At 69.1% G+C, this 18,351-nt stretch carries 23 protein-coding genes and 1 pseudogene; 21 read left to right on the top strand and 3 right to left on the bottom strand.

What is annotated here, in order from left to right; all coding sequences use genetic code 11:
• Positions 1–46: 46 nt before the first annotated feature.
• From ACFXHB_RS38775 to ACFXHB_RS38750, 6 genes and pseudogenes are all read left to right on the top strand, one after another.
• Positions 47–355: pseudogene (locus ACFXHB_RS38775) on the top strand (DUF6368 family protein); the annotation flags it as partial.
• A gap of 14 nt (positions 356–369) precedes the next feature.
• The gene (locus tag ACFXHB_RS38770; protein WP_380580798.1) at positions 370–582 is read left to right on the top strand and encodes a DUF6368 family protein; all 213 of its coding nucleotides are present in this window, start codon (positions 370–372) and stop codon (positions 580–582) included.
• A 76-nt stretch (positions 583–658) separates the two neighbouring features.
• Positions 659–1,231, top strand: coding sequence for a winged helix-turn-helix domain-containing protein (locus ACFXHB_RS38765; protein ID WP_380580796.1), 573 nt, complete (start codon positions 659–661; stop codon positions 1,229–1,231).
• Positions 1,147–1,713 (top strand): transposase, encoded by a 567-nt coding sequence (locus tag ACFXHB_RS38760; RefSeq protein ID WP_380580804.1) that lies wholly within the window; start codon positions 1,147–1,149, stop codon positions 1,711–1,713. The genes ACFXHB_RS38765 and ACFXHB_RS38760 overlap by 85 nt, the downstream gene beginning before the upstream one ends.
• A gap of 27 nt (positions 1,714–1,740) precedes the next feature.
• The gene (locus ACFXHB_RS38755; RefSeq protein ID WP_380580802.1) at positions 1,741–1,878 is read left to right on the top strand and encodes a hypothetical protein; all 138 of its coding nucleotides are present in this window, start codon (positions 1,741–1,743) and stop codon (positions 1,876–1,878) included.
• A 160-nt stretch (positions 1,879–2,038) separates the two neighbouring features.
• Positions 2,039–2,230, top strand: coding sequence for a hypothetical protein (locus tag ACFXHB_RS38750; RefSeq protein ID WP_380580794.1), 192 nt, complete (start codon positions 2,039–2,041; stop codon positions 2,228–2,230).
• 23 nt (positions 2,231–2,253) lie between these two features.
• Here the strand turns inward: ACFXHB_RS38750 and ACFXHB_RS38745 are convergent, their stop codons facing one another.
• On the bottom strand, positions 2,254–2,568 hold the full coding sequence (locus ACFXHB_RS38745; RefSeq protein WP_380580792.1) for a hypothetical protein: 315 nt from the start codon (positions 2,566–2,568) through the stop codon (positions 2,254–2,256).
• Between the two features lie 197 nt (positions 2,569–2,765).
• On the opposite strand from ACFXHB_RS38745, the gene ACFXHB_RS38740 reads away from it, so the two are divergent.
• Positions 2,766–3,704 carry a MerR family transcriptional regulator gene (locus tag ACFXHB_RS38740; RefSeq protein ID WP_380580790.1) on the top strand — a complete coding sequence of 313 codons (939 nt, stop codon included), beginning with the start codon at positions 2,766–2,768 and terminating at the stop codon, positions 3,702–3,704.
• 2 nt (positions 3,705–3,706) lie between these two features.
• Here the strand turns inward: ACFXHB_RS38740 and ACFXHB_RS38735 are convergent, their stop codons facing one another.
• Positions 3,707–3,949, bottom strand: a complete 243-nt coding sequence (locus tag ACFXHB_RS38735) for a hypothetical protein (protein ID WP_380580788.1) — start codon at positions 3,947–3,949, stop codon at positions 3,707–3,709.
• A 297-nt stretch (positions 3,950–4,246) separates the two neighbouring features.
• Here ACFXHB_RS38735 and ACFXHB_RS38730 point away from each other — a divergent pair, with 297 nt between their 5' ends.
• Entirely contained in the window at positions 4,247–4,555 is a 309-nt protein-coding gene (locus ACFXHB_RS38730; protein ID WP_380580786.1) for a hypothetical protein, read from the top strand.
• A gap of 204 nt (positions 4,556–4,759) precedes the next feature.
• Here ACFXHB_RS38730 and ACFXHB_RS38725 read toward each other — a convergent pair whose 3' ends face one another.
• A complete protein-coding gene (locus ACFXHB_RS38725; protein WP_380580784.1) occupies positions 4,760–5,398 on the bottom strand; it encodes a TetR/AcrR family transcriptional regulator in 639 nt (212 codons plus the stop codon).
• A gap of 235 nt (positions 5,399–5,633) precedes the next feature.
• On the opposite strand from ACFXHB_RS38725, the gene ACFXHB_RS38720 reads away from it, so the two are divergent.
• From ACFXHB_RS38720 to ACFXHB_RS38660, 13 genes are all read left to right on the top strand, one after another.
• Complete coding sequence (locus tag ACFXHB_RS38720) at positions 5,634–6,764, top strand: FAD-dependent oxidoreductase (protein ID WP_380580782.1); 1,131 nt, start codon at positions 5,634–5,636, stop codon at positions 6,762–6,764.
• Positions 6,765–7,004: 240 nt separating this feature from the next.
• The gene (locus tag ACFXHB_RS38715) at positions 7,005–8,249 is read left to right on the top strand and encodes an ATP-grasp domain-containing protein (RefSeq protein WP_380580780.1); all 1,245 of its coding nucleotides are present in this window, start codon (positions 7,005–7,007) and stop codon (positions 8,247–8,249) included.
• Positions 8,246–9,493, top strand: coding sequence for an ATP-grasp domain-containing protein (locus tag ACFXHB_RS38710; RefSeq protein WP_380580778.1), 1,248 nt, complete (start codon positions 8,246–8,248; stop codon positions 9,491–9,493). The genes ACFXHB_RS38715 and ACFXHB_RS38710 overlap by 4 nt, the downstream gene beginning before the upstream one ends.
• A 103-nt stretch (positions 9,494–9,596) precedes the next feature.
• Positions 9,597–10,277: a 7-cyano-7-deazaguanine synthase gene (locus ACFXHB_RS38705; protein ID WP_380580776.1), complete on the top strand. Its 681-nt coding sequence runs from the start codon at positions 9,597–9,599 to the stop codon at positions 10,275–10,277.
• Entirely contained in the window at positions 10,274–10,636 is a 363-nt protein-coding gene (locus tag ACFXHB_RS38700; protein WP_380580774.1) for a 6-pyruvoyl tetrahydropterin synthase family protein, read from the top strand. Before ACFXHB_RS38705 ends, ACFXHB_RS38700 begins: the two co-directional genes overlap by 4 nt.
• Positions 10,637–10,787: 151 nt before the next feature.
• Positions 10,788–11,411 carry a 7-carboxy-7-deazaguanine synthase QueE gene (locus tag ACFXHB_RS38695; protein WP_380580800.1) on the top strand — a complete coding sequence of 208 codons (624 nt, stop codon included), beginning with the start codon at positions 10,788–10,790 and terminating at the stop codon, positions 11,409–11,411.
• 1 nt (position 11,412) lies between these two features.
• A complete protein-coding gene (folE, locus tag ACFXHB_RS38690) occupies positions 11,413–12,012 on the top strand; it encodes a GTP cyclohydrolase I (RefSeq protein ID WP_380580772.1) in 600 nt (199 codons plus the stop codon).
• A 49-nt stretch (positions 12,013–12,061) separates the two neighbouring features.
• Positions 12,062–12,535 (top strand): cobalamin B12-binding domain-containing protein, encoded by a 474-nt coding sequence (locus ACFXHB_RS38685; protein ID WP_380580770.1) that lies wholly within the window; start codon positions 12,062–12,064, stop codon positions 12,533–12,535.
• Positions 12,532–13,839, top strand: coding sequence for a methylaspartate mutase (locus ACFXHB_RS38680; RefSeq protein WP_380580768.1), 1,308 nt, complete (start codon positions 12,532–12,534; stop codon positions 13,837–13,839). The genes ACFXHB_RS38685 and ACFXHB_RS38680 overlap by 4 nt, the downstream gene beginning before the upstream one ends.
• A gap of 64 nt (positions 13,840–13,903) precedes the next feature.
• On the top strand, positions 13,904–14,911 hold the full coding sequence (locus ACFXHB_RS38675) for an isopenicillin N synthase family dioxygenase (RefSeq protein ID WP_380580766.1): 1,008 nt from the start codon (positions 13,904–13,906) through the stop codon (positions 14,909–14,911).
• A gap of 49 nt (positions 14,912–14,960) precedes the next feature.
• Positions 14,961–16,211: an ATP-grasp domain-containing protein gene (locus tag ACFXHB_RS38670; RefSeq protein WP_380580764.1), complete on the top strand. Its 1,251-nt coding sequence runs from the start codon at positions 14,961–14,963 to the stop codon at positions 16,209–16,211.
• Entirely contained in the window at positions 16,198–17,445 is a 1,248-nt protein-coding gene (locus tag ACFXHB_RS38665; protein ID WP_380580762.1) for an MFS transporter, read from the top strand. Before ACFXHB_RS38670 ends, ACFXHB_RS38665 begins: the two co-directional genes overlap by 14 nt.
• Positions 17,446–17,458: 13 nt before the next feature.
• On the top strand, positions 17,459–18,235 hold the full coding sequence (locus tag ACFXHB_RS38660; RefSeq protein ID WP_380580760.1) for an ArpA protein: 777 nt from the start codon (positions 17,459–17,461) through the stop codon (positions 18,233–18,235).
• The last annotated feature ends 116 nt before the right edge of the window (positions 18,236–18,351 follow it).

The following is an 18,351-nucleotide window of genomic DNA, read 5'->3' as shown; positions in this document are numbered from 1 at the left end:
GGAAGAGCAGGTCAGCGACCCGAACCCCATCAGCCACGCCCAAGTGATGCCCGCCCACCTGTGGCCCAGCGCGAACCCCTCAATCAGCGACAGAGCCGAGTTCTGTGGAGTGGTCATGTTGATTAATGCACTGGGGTTGAGCCGTTCGGTTGGCCAAGTTCCAGCTATGGCTGGCCCCGTGTTGGTGATTGAGTGGGCCGAGGCGGTTCCGGCCGCAGTTGTTGAGCGACTCCGGGGCTTCCTACTGGGATCGTCAGCCTGGTTCGAGGAGAAGCGCCTTGGCGGCTACGAACTCAACATGTTCGCCGACCGACCGGTGCCACGGACCCAGGTGAAGGCGACAGTCGCCAGCCATTTCTGGTTCATGTCATGGGTCCCGGCATCGGGGATGAGAAGACCTTCGAGGCTGAGCACGCGGACAGCCCCGATCCGGAACCCCTCATCGGCTTCAGCCCGACACACGCGGTGGATGTCATCGCCGGGTGCAACAGACCGATCGATCACCTCTCCACGACCCTGCCGACGGCTGCCATCATGGATGTGGTCGGCGGCGTTGCTACTGACCTCGGCTCGTCAGGGTGAACCTTCTCGAAGTGCCTGATTGGTGCGGTGCGGTGGCTGTATCCGGTGGTGGGTGAGATATGCGGATGGGGGCGGGTTGACCGCCGTAGGCCGGGTGCGCCGGGAGTCGGTGCGGATGCACGCCGCCGAGTTGTTCGAGCAGAAAGTCAAGCCGCCGGAGGTCGCGCGGCGTCTGCGGGTGAGCCCGAAGTCGGCCTACCGGTGGCACCAGTTGTGGCAGGCGGGCGGGGCTCTGGAGTTGGCCTCTCGCGGCCCGAGCGGGTCGCGGTGCCGTCTGTCGTCGCGCTGCCTGGAGAACCTGGCCGCGTATCTGGAGGAGGGTCCGGCCGCGCACGGCTGGGTGGAGGACCAGGTCTGGACCGCGGCAAGGGTGGCCACGCTGATCGGCCGCAAGTTCCACGTCTCCTACAGCGTCTCGGGCGCCACGAGGCTGATGCATCGGCTCGGCTTCAGCCCGCAGGTCCCCACACGGCGGGTGGCCGAGCGGGACGAGCAGGCCGTCACCGTGTGGAGAGAGGCGACCTGGGCGGAGGTAAAAGAGCGCGGGCGGCCTGCGGGGGCTACATCTGCTTCGAGGACGAGGCAGGCTTCACCCGCCGTCCGCCCAGAGGACGCACCTGGGGCGGGCGAGGCCGCACCCCGGTCGTGACGGTCAGCGGCCGCCGATCGGGACGCCTGTCGGTGGCCGGGCCGATCGCCATGCGGCCCGGCGCCCGCACCCGGCTGTGCCACCGCCTGATCACGCACCCCGCGGGCAAGGGCCAGCTCCGCAGCATGGGCGAGCGCGACTTCATCGCTCTGATCGACGGCGTGCACCACCTCGTCAAAGCGCCGATCGTGCTGGTCTGGGACCGCCTGAACACCCACGTCTCCCATGCCATGCGCGACTTGATCGCCCAGCGCACCTGGCTGACGGTCTTCCTTCTCCCCGCCTATTCACCCGACCTCAACCCCGTCGAATGGGTCTGGGCACACGTCAAACGCGGCCTCGCCAACCTCGCCGTCATGGCCCTCGACCGACTCGAAACCCTCGTACGCAACCGGCTCAAACGCCTGCAATACCGGCCCGACACCCTCGACGGCTTCATAGCCGGCACCGGTCTGAGCCTCGACATCCCGACATCACCCTGACGAGCCGAGGTCAGTAACGCTGAGCTCCTGGATGACCAGGCTGCAGTCGTGGACCGACTTCCGGGTCTGCTCGCGATGACGGACGGCCCATTGCCGACCGTGTTCGGCACGACGGAGTTCTTGCGTGGGCGGGCTGCCCAACCGGGCTTCAGACTTCTCAAGTAGTCGGCGGCGTGACCGTGTTCAGCCCGCGAGAAGGACACGCTTTCGCAGGAGGTCGAATCCCGCCCGTCCGTACATCTGCCTCTTGATCATCTTAGAAGTTACGTGGAATCTGCAGGGGGGATCATGTCTCTCCGGTGCAACCACGGACTTGGGAGATGTGTTGAGCGGCACAACGGTGCTGACGGAGAAGTGGCCGGTGCTCGGCCGACACGAGCAGGCGACGACATGGCTGACGATCTGGACAGATCTCGGACGTGCGCCCCGCACGATCGATGCCTACGCCTGCGGGCTGGCCGAGTACCTGCTGATGTGCGAACGGGAGATCGTCGACCTGGCCACCGCGCACATATAGCCCTCTACGTAGGGGAGTTGACCTCACGGCCTCACCATCGAGGGCCGAATGCAGTCTCGATCGACTCGGGGGCGGGCCTGGCCAACGCCACCATCCAGCAGCGACTGGTGCCGGTCCGCTTGTTCTACGACTTCCTCATGGAGGTCACCGGGTCGGGTCGAGCTCCTGGGCGAAATAGCCGATGCGGCCTTGAGAATCTCGTAGGCCCGGCGGAGCTCGGCGTTCTCCTTGCGCAGATCGGCCAGTTCCTCCTTCTCCGTGGTGGTCAGCCGGTCGTCGCGCTCACCACGGTCCGCCTCGTCCTGCCGGGTCCAGTCCCGCAGGGCCTCGTGGTGCACCCCGAGGTGACTGTGAAGCCTCAGTCTGCCGTCGTGCGGATTCCCCCGGCAGGAAGGGACGGGCCTGCTGGTCATTACGGAGGAAGGGCGCGCTCCCTGGCATTGGCGCGAGGCGGTGTGTTTGGGGTTGCACCTTCCGTAGCGGCATGTGGTCCAGTGGACTTGCGTCCCGGTCCCTTGAGAAAAGGTCCCTGCTCATGCATTCGTCTTTCATACCACCCCGCCAGGTCAAGATCGGTGACGCGGCAGCCTTCGTCGGCAGCACGCCACGGGCGATTCGCCATTACCACGAGATCGGCCTGCTCCCCGAGCCTGAGCGGGGCGGTGATGACCGCCGCCGCTACGGGTACGAGGACATGATCCGCCTGCTGTGGATTCGCAAGATGGCCGACGCCGGGATTGCCCTGAACGACATCCGTGACGCCTTTACCACCGGCACGGCTTCCGCCGGCGCGGACAGCGGAGAAGGTATCGCCGGCATCCTGGAGCGGTTGGAGGAAACCCTCGCCGAGCAGGAGGCGGAATTGCGGCGGCAACGGACCGCCGTGCAGCGGATGCGGACCGAAGGCAGCCGGATGGGCCTGCTCTCCGACTTCGTCACCGAACGCCTCAAGAGCCTGCCCGAGGGCTCCCTGCGTCAGGCGGACCTGGACACTCTGCTGGTCACTGAGCGGATCTTCGGCCCGCTCGGCGCGGCCGTCCAGGCCACCCGCTTCGTCGTCCTGGCCAGGCATCCCACTCTGCGGGAGGATTCCGACCGCATCGATGACGCCGAGGAGGCACTCGATGACAGTGTCGCCGTCCATGATCCACGGGTGGCTCAAGTGGCCCTCGAGCGGCACACCTTCGAAAGCGCCCTGCACGCCGTCATCGAGGAGTCCGACCTGGATAAGGAAGACGATGCCCTCTTCGACGCCTGGGACGCTCTGCATCCCGATGACGGCGAGGACGAGGCCGACCTTGGCTCTGGCAGGCGGGAGGTCCGCTCCATGAGCGCGTTCGAAGGCGTCGGCATGATGCCCTACGACCTCTCCCCGGCCCGCCTGCGCTGTATGGAACTGGCCGAAGAACTCTCCGCCCAAGACTCATCCTCTACTACCGAAACACGGCCAAGTTCTCGCCGGCCACCGGCCTGACGCTACTGGCTGAGGGCAGTGACGCGGCTCTCGTACTCGCGGCGGGCCTTGTGCTGGACCGGAACGGCCTTGGCGCCGCAGAGGGGCCGGGCGCGGACGAGGAGTCCGCGGTGTACGGCAGGGGCGGCGCTGACGCGGAGGGCGCAGCCTTGGCCGCGGCGCACCTTCGAGCCGGTCGCGAGCGCGGCCCGCTCGATGTCGTCCAGTTCGGCGGTACGGAGGAAGTAGGCGACCTTGACTGGCATGTCGAGGACGGCCGGTAGCTCGGCCGGGGTGTCCTCGTGGTCGGCGGCGATGCGCTCGGGCAGGAGGTCGGCGACGCGGTGCGGATGGCTTCGCGGCTGATGCCGTGTTCGCGGGCCAGGGCGGCGATGGGCCGGCCGTCCAGGTGCGCCGTACGGACGGCATTGGTCTTCGTGGTGGTGATGGCCGGGTGGCGGCCGCCCTTGCTGCCCGTGGCCTCGGCGCCCCGCAAGCCGTTGCAGGTGAGCTCGCACTGCAGGTCGCGCTGGAGCTCGCCGGCGGCCGCGAGGGTCTGCACCATGAACTCCGGTGCGCGGGTGGCGGGCGGGAAGGTCCATAACGAGGAACGCGCCGTCGTGGATGCGCAGGGCGAGGCGATCACGGTGGAGGACGTCGAGCACGTCGAGGATGTGGCCGGTGCCGCGGACGAGGCGGAACATCTCGGAGATGTGCTCCGTGTCGCCGGGCCGCGCTACCTCAGCAGTTCGCCGACCTTCGCTCACTGCTGGGGATGGAGGCGGCTGGAGGTGATGGCCTGCTCCTCGGGGGTGACCGGGACCTCGATCCCGGGCTCGGTGAGGAGGAGGTTCGGCGGGCCGGTCGACTGATTGTCAGTCGAGACCCGTTTGTAGAGCAGGTTGCCGCCGATAGGTCCCTTCCGAACGAAGAATTGGAACCCATCTGTCGTCAAGCCCTGTCAGCAATCCCCATCGGCTCCGATTGGCTTCGCGTCGCCGCGAACCGGGCCAAGTGGGTTCATTGGACCTGCACCGGCCCTGTCGCCTTCCTTTGTCAACAGGTGCGCGGCTCGGTCAGCGTGCGCGCCGGCCTTCGCTTGCCGGTCGGGCGAGTGCGTGCCAGCCGTGGTCCAGCAGGTCGAAGGCGGCTGTGATGACCTGGTCGGGGTCGGGGTGTGCGCGGGCGGCGTGCGGGGCTTCGAGGGCGAAGTGGGCCAGGGCGGTGCATGCGGGGTCGTCGGCCGGGAGTCCGTTCTCCTCGGCGACGGCCGCGGCGAGGGCCGCCGTGTGGCGGAGCCACATGGCCTGGTGATAGTCGCGCAGCGCCGGGGTCTTATTGACCAGCTCAAGGAAGGTGGCGAAGCGCGGATCGGCGCCGGCTCCTGATCGGCGGTGGCGGAGGGCGTGCTGACGCAGGGCGTCGGGGACGGACTGCCCTGCAGGGCGCTCACGCACGGCGGCCAGGAGGGCGGATTCGAGGTCGGCCTCGCGGTCGAAGACGAGTGCTTCCTTGACAGTGAAGTGCTTGAACAGGGTGGTGGTCGACACGTCTGCGGCGTCGGCGATCTCGCGGATGCCGACGTTGTCGTAGCCGCGTTCCAGGAACAGCCGCAGGGCTGCGTCGGCGATGGCCTGCCGAGTGGCCGCCTTCTTGCGTTCACGGCGGCCGATGGGGGCCGGTGCGGCATCGTCCTGCGTGGTGGTGTCGACCATAGGGCTACCATACCTCAACGGTTTCCCTGATTCCAAAATTGAGCTGTTGCACTTATTGCCTTGGTGTGCTCTCCTGATGTGGTGGCTGCAGCGCACTGACCGACCGTCTCCGCACCGCCCCCAGGCCAGGAGAACAACGCCACCGCGGGCGGCACCAGCCTGCGACCTTGCACCCTCATCCGGTGCCCGCGAGCAGCGGAAGGCGCCAACCCGCCCTCATGATCGGAGCACAGCCATGAACACCCATGCCACCCCCCGGATCGCCATCGTCGGGGCGGGCCCCGGCGGCCTGACCTGCGCGCGCATCCTCCAGAAGCACGGCATCAGCGCCACCGTCTACGACCGCGACAGCAGCCCGGACGCACGCAACCAGGGCGGCACCCTGGACCTGCACGACGACGGCCAGATCGCGCTCCGCGAGGCCGGACTGCTGGACCAGTTCTTCGCCCTGGCCCGCCCCGAAGGGCAGGAGATGCGGCAGATGACACCATCGGGCGAGATCATCAACCACCACGTGCCCGCGGAGGGGGAGCTCGTCAAACCTGAGATCGACCGCGGCGTACTCCGCGACCTGCTTCTGAACTCCCTCCAGCCCGGAACCGTCCAGTGGGGCCGTGGCCTCGACCACGTCAGTGGACCCGCGGACGGCCCACGCCTCCTGCACTTCACCGACGGCACCATCATCGAGACCGACCTGGTCATCGGCGCCGACGGAGCCTTCTCCCGGGTCCGACCAGCCCTGTCCCCCGCCGTCCCCGGCTACACCGGCGTCAGTTTCCTGGAGGCCTGGTTCGACGACGTCGACGCCCGCCACCCCGACATCGCCGACCTGGTCGGCCAGGGCAGCGCCGCCGCCGGCGACGGCGAGCGCGGCATGTTCGCCCAGCGCAACGGCGGCGACCACATCCGCGTCTATCTGATCCGCCGTGTCCCGGCAGGCTGGATCGCCGACAGCGGCCTGACCATCGACGACACCGCCGCGATCCGCGCCCGCCTGCTGGAGGAGTACGCCACCTGGTCACCCGCATTGCGCCGCCTCATCAGCGACAACGACGGCCGCTACGTGGACCGCCCGATCTACGCACTGCCCGTCCCGACCACCTGGGACTCCAACCCCGCCCTCACCCTGCTCGGCGACGCCGCACACCTCATGCCGCCGCTCGGCGTCGGCGTCAACTACGCCATGCTCGACGCCGCCGAACTCGCCCTGGCCATAACCGCCTCCGACACCATCGCCGACGCCATCCGCGCCTACGAGGCCACCATGCTCGCCCGCGCAAACGAGACCGCCAAACTCCTCGAGGGCGGCGCGGAACAACTCATGGGCGCCCAGGTCCCCGACTTCAGTGAGCCAATTCCATCCTGAAGTCTGCAAGTCACGGGGGCTGGCGTGGTGCGGGGTCGGGGTGGTCAGGCCGGTCACGGGCGCCCATCGCACTGTTCATCCAACCGCGGGCACCTCGCTGATGCGCCCGCTGCGGCAACAGCCGGACCCGGTCCGGCGTGGAGTTGATTCCATGACCATTGAAGAGCCAGGGGGAGCAAGGTGATCAGGCCATCAGCCGTCTCCAACGTGTTGTTTGTCGGGGGCAAGCGCACGGAGGCGATGGAAGCAGCACACAGTGCGGGACTGACGATCGGCTACCTGGGTTCCAAGGACGCTTTGTCGGAGCGCCACCGGGAGCTGGCCGAAACCGTGCTCCTGCTGCCCGACGTCTCACCGGACCGGGTCGTGCAGGCGGCAGTGGCTTTGCACGGCGTCCAGCCATTCGATCTTGCGGTCACCATGCACGACACCTTCCTGCAGACGGTCGCCCGGATCAATCAGGAGCTGGGGCTCACCGCCACCCCGTTGAGGACCGTCACGGCTGTGGACGACAAGGCATTCATGCGCGAGGTGCTGCGCGGCAGCGAGGTCGGCAAGGTCGCCTTCGCCAAGGTGCGCTGCGCACAGGACCTCCTCGGACTCGGCGAGGTCCTCGGCTTCCCACTGATCCTCAAGCCCACCAGGGGAACCGGGAGTCAGCAGATCCACTTCGTGCGACATGGGGCCCGACTACGGGAGCTGGCCGGGGAGTTGGACTTCTCCGTACCAGGGAAGGAGACGTCGGCACCGTGGCTGGCAGAGGAGTTCCTGACCGGCCCGGAATTCAGCGTGGAGACCTTCAGCGTGGCCGGCGAACACCACATACTGGCGGTGACCGAAAAGTTCAAGACGGCGAACTTCGTCGAGATCGGCCACCTGGTGCCCGCCCGGATCACCGCCGAGCAGCAGGCCCCGATCGCCGCCGAGGTGCGAAGGTTGCTGACAGCACTCGGTGTCCAGGAGGGTCCTGCCCACACCGAGATCGTCCTGACCGATCGCGGCCCCCGGGTCATCGAGACGCACACCAGGCCCGGCGGCGACGCGATCGTCGAACTCGTCCGGCTGGCCAGCGGCTTCGACGTCCAGGAGCTCACCTTCACCTGGCTGTCGGGCAAGCCGCTGGATCTGACCCCGCGGCCCCTGGCGGCCGCGGCCGCGATCTGGTTCCTCACCCTTCCGGAGGGCGAGGTGACCTCGGTCGGCGGTCTCGACGAGGCGCGCGCCGCCGAAGGGGTTGAGTCCGCCTACCTCACCGCAGCCGTCGGCGACCTGGTTCCGCCGCTGCGCAGCTCCTGGGACCGTCAGGGCGACGTGCTCGCGGTCGGCGAGGACCCCGACACGGCGCTGAGCCGGGCGCAGCAGGCGGTCGGCCTGTTCGAGGTCGAGGTCGATCCGTCCACCGCCTCTCGGCCTGACCCCCCGCCGGGCCGTCGCGGCCCGGCGATACGACACCACCTCCCTCTGCACCGAACGGTGACCACATGACCAACGACCACCCGGCCGACGGACACAAACCCCTGCTGCTGCTCATCGGCAGCGGCGCCCAGATCTGGCGCGAGTACATGCTGCGCGCCATGGCGACCCGGTACCGGCTGCACCTGCTGTCCCAGGCGACCCCCACCTGGGAGTCGCCCTACATCGCGACGTACTCTACGGTGAACACCCTGGACCCCGAGGCGATGATCAAGATCGCCAAGGGGAGCCCGGAGGACTTCGCCGGGGTGCTGACGTACGAGGAAACCCGCGTCGAGTCGGCCGCCGTGGTGGCCACCGCCCTCGGGCTGCGGACCAGCCCGGTGGAGGCGGTGCACGCGTGCCGGGACAAGTTCGCCGGACGCCAGGCGCTGAAGGCCGTCGGCGTGCCGCAGGCCGAGTCGATCGCGGTCGGCGACTTCGAGGAGGCACGGCAGGCCGCCGAGCGCCTCGGCTACCCCGTGGTGGTCAAGCCGCGGGCGCTGTCCGCGAGCAACGGCGTGTCGCTGGTGCGGGCCCCGCAGGACCTGGCGGAGGCGTACCGCGAGGCCACCGCCATCTGGTTCGACGAGGTCCCGACGTACGAGCGCCCAGTCCTGGTCGAGGAGTACCTCGACGGGCCGGAGATCAGCGTGGACGCCGTCTGCCGCGACGGCCTGGTCACGGTGCTCTTCGTCGCCCGGAAGCGGATCGGGTACGCACCGGGGTTCGAGGAGGTCGGCCACCTGGTCAGGGCGGACGACCCGCTGCTCGGCGACCCCGTGCTACTACAGGTCCTCCAGGATGCCCACACCGCCGTCGGCCTCACCGACACGGTCACCCACACCGAGCTCCGGCTCACCTCGGCCGGCCCCCGGGTGGTGGAGATCAACGCCCGGGTCGGCGGCGACCGGATCCCCTACCTGGGTGGACTCGCGACCGGCATCGAGGTCGGGCTGGTGGCGGCCGACCTGGCCGCCGGGGCGCTCCCCAGGACTACAGCCTCCCGGCAGCGGGTGGCGGCCATCCGCTTCCTGTACCCCGAGCGGGACCTGACGGTCGAGTCCGTGGACGTCGACCGGGAGCGCCTGTCCACGGAGATCCACGACGTGCAGGTTCTGGCGGGGCCGGGCCGGCAGCTCCGGCTGCCGCCCGCCGACCACGTCCGTTGCCGGTACGCCCTGGTGGTGGCTGTCGCCGCCACCGAGCAGGAGTGCGAGGTGGCCTTGACCCGCGCCGCTGCCGCGGTGGTCGTCCGCGGCGCTCCGCTCGACTGAGCGCGGGGCTGGCCGCGCCGGGCCCCAGCACACCGCCGCAGTCGGACGACCGACCGGCCGCGGCCACCGCATAAGTCAGCACCGACACATCAGGGGGAACACTGTGGCGAAGATCGTCGCCATCGTCTCGGGAGGCATGGACTCCGTCACGATGGCGCACCAGCTCAAGGAGCTGGGCAACGACCTGCATCTGCTGTCCGTCGACTACGGGCAGCGCCACCGCAAGGAGCACCGGTTCGCCGCCGCCGCCGGCAGGCGGCTCGGCGCGGTCCACCAGGTGGCGGACCTGAGCGCGATGGGCGGCCTGCTGCGCGGCTCCTCGCTGACCGACCCGACGGTCGACATCCCGGAGCAGACCTGGTCCGGGTACGGCGAGAGCCCGAACATCGTCCCGAACCGCAACGCCCTGCTTCTGTCGGTGGCGTTCGCAGTGGCGGTGGCTGAGAAGGCCCAAGCCGTCGCCATCGGGATCATGGCGGACGACACCGTGTCCGTCCCCGACAGCACTCCGGAGTTCCTGGAGTCCTTCATCGCGATGGAACGGATCGCCACCGCCGGGTACGCCCATCCCGACCTCGCCCTGCTCGCGCCGCTGTCCGGCCTGGGCAAGAAGGATGTCGTCAGGCTGGGCGAGCGGCTTGGTCTCCCGTGGACCGAGACTTGGACCTGCCTGCGCGGGGAGGACGACCATTGCGCCCGCTGTGCCGCGTGCTGGGAACGCCAGGAGGCGTTCGCCGCGGCCGGTGTCCAAGACCCCACTATCTACCAGGAGCACACATCATGACGCTGCGCATCTCCAAGCAGTTCGCCTTCTCCGCCAGCCACCAGCTCGCCGGGCTTCCCGAGCGCCACCAGTGCGGCCGTCTGCACGGCCACAACTACGTCGTCGAAATCGAGCTGAGCGCCGGCCGGGAAGCGCTGACCGGCCCCGGTTTCGTCCGTGACTACGGGGATCTCTCCAGCTTCAAGGGGTGGATCGACGAGTGGCTGGACCACCAGCACCTCAACGAGGTGGTCGCGGAGAACCCGACCGCGGAGAACCTGGCGATCTGGATCTACGAGCAGTGGATCCCGGAGTTCCCCGAGCTGACCGCCGTACGGGTCTCCGAAACCCCCAAGACCTGGGCCGAGTACCGCCGCTGAGCCGGAGGACGGCGGGGGATGCCCCAACCCGTCTGTTTGAGGAGGTGGTGCCCCGTGGAACCGGAACTCGTCGTCAACGAGATCTTCGGCCCCACTTGAGTCCTTCCAGGGGGAAGGACGATCGCTCGGCCGCCGCTGTGCCTTCCTAAGGCTGGGTGGCTGCAATCTCTCGTGCCGCTGGTGCGACACCCCTTACACCTGGGATTGGGAAGGGGTCAGCGACACCGGCATCGCGTTCGATCCGAAAACGGAGCTGAACCGGCTGCCCGTCGCCACGGTGCTGGAGCGCCTGCTCGCCTTCGGGGTCGGGCTGGTGGTGATCTCCGGCGGTGAACCTCTCAACCAGCAGAAGCGTCTGGTCCCGCTCGTGGAGGCGCTGGCCGAACGCGGCGTCGAGGTGGAGATCGAGACCAACGGGACCCGGATCCCGGACCCGCGCCTGATCGCGGCGGGTGCCCGCTTCAACGTCTCGCCGAAGCTCTCGCACGCCGGCGACCCGGCCGCAAAACGCATCGTCCCCGCCGCGCTGGAACGTCTGGCTGCCCTGCCATCCAGCACCTTCAAGTTCGTGTGCCGGAACAGCGCCGACCTCGACGAGGTCGCCGAACTGGTGGCGGCGGCAGGCATCACCTCGGTCTGGGTGATGCCTGAGGGCCAGAGCGGCGCGGAAATCGACCGGCACATCCGACAGCTCGCCGACGAGGTCGTCGACCGGCGCTGGAACATCACGACCAGGCTGCACACGTTGGTCTGGGGACACAGGAGAGGAGTTTGAGATGAGTACCAACCTGGACGTGGACAAGGGCCTTCGCTCCATGGTGGGCGGGCTCGGTGAGGATCCCCTAGAGGACCTGGCACGCCGGCTCCTGAAGGAGATCGGCGAGGACCCCTCGCGGGACGGGCTCAGGGACACGCCCGCACGCTATGCCCGGTGGTGGCGCGAGTTCACCAAGTACGACCCGGGCACGATCGACACGGTCTTCGCGACCACCACCGCAGGCCAGCTGGTGGTGGTGTCCGGCATCGATGTCTGGTCGCTGTGCGAGCACCACCTGCTTCCCTTCAACTGCTCGCTGACCATCGCCTACCGCGCTGCGGACCGGCTGCTGGGCCTGTCGAAGTTCGCCCGGATCGCCCACCACCGGGCGCACCGGCTGCAGGTGCAGGAGCGCCTGGTGTCCGATATCGGCGCCGACGTGGTCCGGATCACCGGCACCGAGGACGTGGCGGTGATCGGCACCGGTGAGCACCTGTGCATGACGATGCGGGGCATCAAGACGAGCGCCCGGATGACCTCCAGCTCGCTGGGCGGGGCGTTCGCCGAGGAGGGCCTGCTCAGGTCCGAGCTGCTCACCCACCTGCAGACCGCCCGCTGACCCCTTGTCTCCGTCCTTCACAGACCCGCCGAGCCCGAAGGAGTCCCACGTGATCAGCTCGCCAGCGCACCGCAGGCGGTGCGTACTGTCCAGTGTCTCCTCCGACTCGCACACCTGGAACCTGGTCTTCCTCCAGTTGCTGCTGGAGGAGAACGGCTACCAGGTGGAGAACCTGGGCGCCTGCGTCCCCGACGACCTTCTGCTGGAGGTCTGCCTGGCCAGGGTTCCGGACGCGGTGGTGATCAGCACAGTCAACGGCCACGGCAGGTTGGACGGCATCCGGCTGGCCCGCAGGCTGCGCGCAGAGCCGGCGCTCGCCCGGGTCCCGATGATGATCGGCGGGAAGCTCGGCCTGCAGGGCACCGTCGACGCGGGCTCGCAGGCCGAGCTGATCGCCGCCGGATTCGACGCGGTGTTCGAGGCCGGCTCCGGTCCCGACGTGTCCGAGTTCCTCGCCTATCTCGGCGCAGCGTCCGCGGCACAGCCGGCGCTCGCCGGGCCGGCTCCGGGAGGAAACGCATGAACGGCACCCTGCTGCAGTCCAGCGGGAACGACTTCTGCGACTTCATCCACGAGCGTTCCCGGGCAGGCGAGTTGGTGGTCCAGCCCCGGATGGGGTTCTCCGCTCCCGAGCGGATGCGGGCCGGCCTGGAAGCCGTGCTCGCAACCCGGGCCACCACCGTCGGCACCATCACCGTCGACAGCTACACCAGGGTGGGCGACCACGGTTCGGCCCGGGAGGCGCTGCGCACCGGGGTGTCCCTCAACGGGTACCCGCTGGTGGAGCACGGAGCCGAGGTCAACCGCCAGCTGCTGGCCGACCTTGCTGGACCGGACTTCCCGGTCCAGCTGCGGCACGGCTCGGCCCTGCCACTGCAACTGTTCGAGGCCATGCTGGCCGCGGGCCTGACCGCGAGCGAGGGCGGGCCCGTGTCGTACTGCCTGCCCTACAGCCGGACCCCGGTGGCCGAGGCCACCCGGGCCTGGGCCGACAGCTGCGAGCTGCTGGCGCGCCGCGCCCCGGCCGGGCAGCCGGTCCACCTGGAGAGCTTCGGCGGCTGCATGCTGGGCCAACTCTGCCCTCCGGGGCTGCTGGTGGCGCTCAGCGTGCTCGAGTGCCTGTTCTTCGTCCAGCACGGGATCGGGAACGTCTCGCTCAGCTATGCACAGCAGACCAATCCGGTCCAGGATCTGGCCGCGTTGCGGGCCATGCGGCGGCTGGCCGCCGAGTTCCTCGGCACGGTGCGCTGGCACGTCGTCCTTTACACCTACATGGGGGTCTTCCCACGGACCGCGGCCGGAGCACTCAGGCTTCTGGAGGACAGCGTCCGACTGGCCCGGGCCTCCGGGGCCGAGCGGCTGGTGACCAAGACTGCGGTCGAGGCGCAGCGCATCCCCACGGTCGAGGAGAACATTGAGGCACTGGAGCTCGCCGGCGACGTGGCGGGCCGGCCGGACGCCGCCGCGGAGCAGTCGGTGACGGCAGAGGAGGAGGCCGTCCACCTCGAGGCGCGCACCCTGGTCGAGGCGACGCTCTCCCTCCACCACGACGTCGGCGAGGCACTGGTCCGAGCTTTCCGGCAGGGTCTTCTGGACGTCCCGTACTGCCTGCATCCGGACAACGCCAACCTGGCCCGAACCCTGATCGACGGGACCGGGCGCCTGCAGTGGCAGCGGACCGGCCGGATGCCGATCGCGGCCGCCTCCGCGCGGACCGCCACGGGGTCGCCCGCTTTCGAGCTGCTGAACCGTCTCAGCTACATCGAACGACGCTACGACGGCGAGCTGCCGGGCCCGGCCCGGCAGGTGCTGAACAGGGCCGGCTGAGGCCCTCCCGTGCCCGTCCGCGGGCCTTCCCTGCCGTTTTTCGAACCTCGAAGGAGGACCTCCCTTGTCCGAGCTGTTCCCCGTCATCGATCTGCGCGACGCCGAGCGCGGGCCCCGCACCCGCGCCGAGTTGCTCGAGCGGCTGCGCACCGCGGTCCACGACATCGGCTTCTTCCAGCTGGTGGGGCACGGCGTCACCGGCGGTGACGCGCTGCTCGACCAGGCCCGGAGGTTCTTCGCACTGCGTGAGTCCGAGCGGTCCGCGCTGAGTATCCTCAACTCCCCCCATTTCCGCGGGTATTCGGAGATCGGCCGGGAGCTGACCCAGGGCATCGCGGACCAGCGGCGCCAGCTCGACATCGGCCCGGAGCACCCCTCTGCCGCCCCGCGTCCCGACGAGCCCTCCTACCGGTGGCTGGCCGGCCCCAACCAGTGGCCGGCCGCCATGCCCGAACTCGCCGGCACGGTTCACCGGTGGACGGGCGAACTGACCGGTGTCGCGCACCGGCTGCTCGGACTGATCCTCGAATCGCTCGAGGTCCCTGCGGACTTCTTGGACGACGTGGTGGCCCCGGACCCGCACGTCCACTTCAAGCTGTTGCACTACCCCGGTCCGGAGCGCGCCGAGGTCGGCGGCAACGACCAGGGCGTGGGCGTCCACAAGGACTACGGCATCCTCACCCTGCTCCTGCAGGACGACAAGGGCGGGCTCCAGGTCGCGGTCGAGGACGGGGTGTTCGCCGACGTGCCGGTGATACCGGGAGCGTTCGTCGTGAACCTGGGCGAGCTGCTGGAGGTCGCCACCCGCGGCTACCTGCGCGCCACCACCCACAGGGTGGTGCGGCCGGCCCCCGGGGTGGACCGCTACTCCGCCCCGTTCTTCTACAACCCCCGACTGGACGCGTCGATGCAGCCGCTGCCCGGCCCGTACGTCGAAACGGCCGCGGGTGTCGTGCCCGACCCCTCGAACCCGCTCTTCGCCGGCTACGGGGACAACGTCATGAAGGGGATGCTCCGGGCCTTCCCGCAGGTCGTCGAACGCCACCACCCCGGACTGCTGCCCGCCGCGTGACTGCGGCCGACCGGCCCGGCACCCACTCCGTCCGAGAAGGAACGATCCCTTGAGCAGCCGCAAGCCCGCCGTACTCCTCATCGACCCGGTCAAAACCGGCGAAGGCTACAAGAAGGCGGCCCGTGATTTCGGGCTCCACGTGGTCTCCCTCTACACCGTGGAACCCACCGAGCTTAATTCCCGGTGGCCCGACCACACGCGGGACGACGACGCGTCGCTGTACGCATCCAAGGCCCTCGACGTGCTCGACGCCCTCACGGACATCGACTTCGAGGTGAAGGCGGTCGTCCCGGCGATGGAGTCCGCCGTTCACCTGACCGACGTCCTGGCCCACGAACTCGGGCTGGCCGGCAACGAGGTGGAGCTGGCCTGGGCCAGGCGCAACAAGGCGGCCATGCGGGCCCACGCCGCGCAAGGCGGGGTGCGGATCCCGGTGTTCCGGTTGGTGTACGACCTGGCCGAGGTGCCTGCCGCGGCCGAGGAGATCGGCTTCCCTGTCATCGTCAAGCCCACCATGGGTGCCGGCGCGCACGGCGTCACCCTGGTCCGCAGCGCCGCGGAGGCGAAGGACCTGCGGATCGCCGAGGAGAACGACCTGTTCGGCTGGCCGGTCAAGGAGTGGCTAGTCGAGCAATACGTCCGCGGCCGAGAGTTTGCCGTCAACTGCTTCAGCAGCGACGGCGAGCACCGTGTGATGGACATGTGGGAGTACCGGCAGCCGGATAGCCGGGACTACGACTTCCCGCTGTGGAACAACGTCCAGGCCACGCGTGACGACCCCGACTGGGCCCGGGTCGAGGCCTACGTCCACGAGGTGCTCTCCGCGTTCGGTGTGCACCGCGGCCCCAGCCACACAGAGGTCAAGTGCACCCCCGACGGCGTGTACCTGATGGAGATCGGCGCCCGACTGCCGGGCGGCCCGGCCACCGACCAGTGGGCCGACCACACCGCGATTCGGCCCTTCCACGACGCGCTCACCTGCTACCTCGGCCGACGTCCGGCGATCATGGACCAGGACCTGGACATCCGGGCAATATTCGGGGCGATCGCCATCCGCAACGACGGGGCCCCCGGCACGCTGGTCGCAGTGCACGGGCTGGCCGAGCTGGAGAATCACCCGAGCGTCGACAAGGTCCTGGTTTCCTACCAGCCCGGCGATCATGTCCCGGTCACCCGCGACACCAAGAGCATCCCGGTCGGGGCCTGGGTGTCCGGCCCCGACCAGGCCGCCGTGGTCCGGGCACTCGACGAGATCCGGGCGCTGGTCTCGCTGGAGATCGCCCCCGATGATACGGACTGAGGAGGAGTTCCGCCCAGGCCGGCGCCGGGGGCTGCAACTGCTGCCACCTGGCTACCGGGAGCTGCTGGCGGTACCCGGTATCGGCCGCATGCTGATCGCCGCCCTCCTGTCGAAGCTGCCGCTCAGCATGGTCGCCCTGAGCCTGCTGCTCTACCTCGGGCCGCGCTATTCCAACGTGACAGGCGCTCTGGCGATCAGCTTCATGTCGATCGGACAGGGGCTGTCCGCCCCGTTCCGCGGTCGCCTGATGGACCGGCACCCCTACCGGCCGATCCTGGTCGGCTGCCTGGTGTGCTACGTCGTCGCGCTCGGGCTGCTGACCGCGGTGGCCTCGGTCCGCGGACCGGTCCTGCTGCTGCTGGCCCTGGCAGCGCTCAGCGGGATCACCGTGCCACCGGTGGGCATCATGATGCGCACACTGTGGCGGGTGGTGGGCGGCGAACGGCAGCTGGTCACCGCAATGGCGCTCGACGCGGCCACCAGCGACATCGTGCACATCACCGGGCCAGCCCTGGCCACCTGGCTCTGCCTCAGCCTGTCGGGCGAGGTGGCGTTCGCGTTCTTCGGAGCGCTGACAGTGGTCTCGGTCGTGCTGGTGCTCAGCCTCCCGGCCGCCCCGCTGCCCGCCCGCCGCACCGGCAGCGGGCACTGGGCGGGCCCGCTGCGCTCGGCACCGCTGCGCCGACTCCTGATCGCCCACGCTGCGTTCAGCGCAATGATCACCGCGATCGATGTGATCATCTTCGCGCTCAACGTGGCACAGCACACCACGACGTACATCGGCTTCCAGATCGGCGCGCTCTCGATCGGGAGTATCGTCGGCAGCCTCGCCCTGGGAGCCGCCCCCGGCCTGCTCGCACGGGGGCCCAAACTCTCGGTCCTGCTCGGAGTCTTTGCGGCGGGCGTCGTCCTGCTGGCCGCCGCCTCCCAACTGTCCCCCCTGGTCATGGCGCTGGCCTGCCCAATCACCGGCTTCGCCTACGGTTCGACCTTCGGCGCACTGTTCACCGCAGGCGGCGACCTCGCCCCCGAAGGGAACGCAGCCGAGACGCAGGCCTGGCTGAGCAGCCTCACGCAGGCCGGCGCAGCGGTCGGCGCCTGGCTCGCGGCCGAGGTCAGTAGCCTCACGGCGCTCAGCGCGATTCCTGTGATCGCGGCCCTGTCCGCGGTCCTCACCTGGAACATCCGGGGCCCTCGGTCCGACCGAGGAATGCCCGGTCCCGCCACCATCTAAGGAGAGCACTCGCATGAACGTGCAGCAGATCAACGAGGACCTGGCCAAGTTTCTGGCCGAGCACCACACCCCCGAGTCCGTCTCACGGCTCGCCGACCGATTCCACCGCCTCGGCTTCGTCAAGTTCGACGCCGCCAACCGGCTCGTGCCGAACGAGCTGCAAACCGCAGTCCGCGAGGAGACCGACCGGCTGATCGACGAGCACAAGGAACGCCGGAACCTGCTGCTCAGCACCACCGGCAACACGCCTCGCCGGATGAGCGTGGTCAAGAGCGAGGAGATTGAGAAGAGCGAGCTCATCAGCACGCTGTCCCGCTCTGAGGTGCTGCTCGGCTTCCTGGCCGACATCACCCGGGAGGAGATCCTCCCCCAGGTCTCCGATGACGAGCGTTACCTGATCACTCACCAGGAGTTCAAGTCCGACACTCACGGCTGGCACTGGGGCGACTACAGCTTCGCGCTGATCTGGGCGCTGCGGATGCCGCCGGTCGAGCACGGCGGGATGCTCCAGGCTGTACCGCACACCCACTGGGACAAGTCCGACCCGCGGATCAACCAGACGCTCTGCGAGCGCGAGATCCACACCCACGGACTGGAGTCCGGTGACCTGTACCTGCTGCGCACCGACACCACTCTGCACCGTACGGTGCCACTGAGCGAGGACTCCACCCGCACCATCCTGAACATGACCTGGGCCGCCAAGCGCGACCTGGAAAAGGACCTGGTGGGCGACGACCGTTGGTGGGACAACCCGGAGGTCCAGGCGGCCCGCACGCTCGACAACGACTGACCGACCCGCCCCCGGCCGTGGGGGGGGGGGCCCCCCCCGCGCCGGGCCGCCCCCCCCCCCCCCCAAAACACGGAGGGAATAAAACAACGGGAGAAAAAAACAAGAGAAAGACAAAA

The sequence above is a fragment of the Kitasatospora sp. NPDC059327 genome, assembly GCF_042752535.1.
GTDB lineage: Bacteria > Actinomycetota > Actinomycetes > Streptomycetales > Streptomycetaceae > Kitasatospora.
Note: the sequence above shows the minus strand (reverse complement) of the source record. Positions and strands in the feature narration are given on the sequence as shown.

Excerpts from the sequence above, each read along its gene's own strand:
- folE (WP_380580772.1), top strand. The coding sequence starts at position 11,413 with ATGAGTACCAACCTGGACGTGGACAAGGGCCTTCGCTCCATGGTGGGC.
- ACFXHB_RS38730 (WP_380580786.1), top strand. The coding sequence starts at position 4,247 with ATGAACTCCGGTGCGCGGGTGGCGGGCGGGAAGGTCCATAACGAGGAA.
- ACFXHB_RS38700 (WP_380580774.1), top strand. The coding sequence starts at position 10,274 with ATGACGCTGCGCATCTCCAAGCAGTTCGCCTTCTCCGCCAGCCACCAG.
- ACFXHB_RS38715 (WP_380580780.1), top strand. The coding sequence starts at position 7,005 with ATGGAAGCAGCACACAGTGCGGGACTGACGATCGGCTACCTGGGTTCC.
- ACFXHB_RS38710 (WP_380580778.1), top strand. The coding sequence starts at position 8,246 with ATGACCAACGACCACCCGGCCGACGGACACAAACCCCTGCTGCTGCTC.
- ACFXHB_RS38770 (WP_380580798.1), top strand. The coding sequence starts at position 370 with ATGGGTCCCGGCATCGGGGATGAGAAGACCTTCGAGGCTGAGCACGCG.
- ACFXHB_RS38680 (WP_380580768.1), top strand. The coding sequence starts at position 12,532 with ATGAACGGCACCCTGCTGCAGTCCAGCGGGAACGACTTCTGCGACTTC.
- ACFXHB_RS38735 (WP_380580788.1), bottom strand. The coding sequence starts at position 3,949 with ATGCCAGTCAAGGTCGCCTACTTCCTCCGTACCGCCGAACTGGACGAC.
- ACFXHB_RS38660 (WP_380580760.1), top strand. The coding sequence starts at position 17,459 with ATGAACGTGCAGCAGATCAACGAGGACCTGGCCAAGTTTCTGGCCGAG.
- ACFXHB_RS38740 (WP_380580790.1), top strand. The coding sequence starts at position 2,766 with ATGCATTCGTCTTTCATACCACCCCGCCAGGTCAAGATCGGTGACGCG.
- ACFXHB_RS38665 (WP_380580762.1), top strand. The coding sequence starts at position 16,198 with ATGATACGGACTGAGGAGGAGTTCCGCCCAGGCCGGCGCCGGGGGCTG.
- ACFXHB_RS38720 (WP_380580782.1), top strand. The coding sequence starts at position 5,634 with ATGAACACCCATGCCACCCCCCGGATCGCCATCGTCGGGGCGGGCCCC.
- ACFXHB_RS38725 (WP_380580784.1), bottom strand. The coding sequence starts at position 5,398 with ATGGTCGACACCACCACGCAGGACGATGCCGCACCGGCCCCCATCGGC.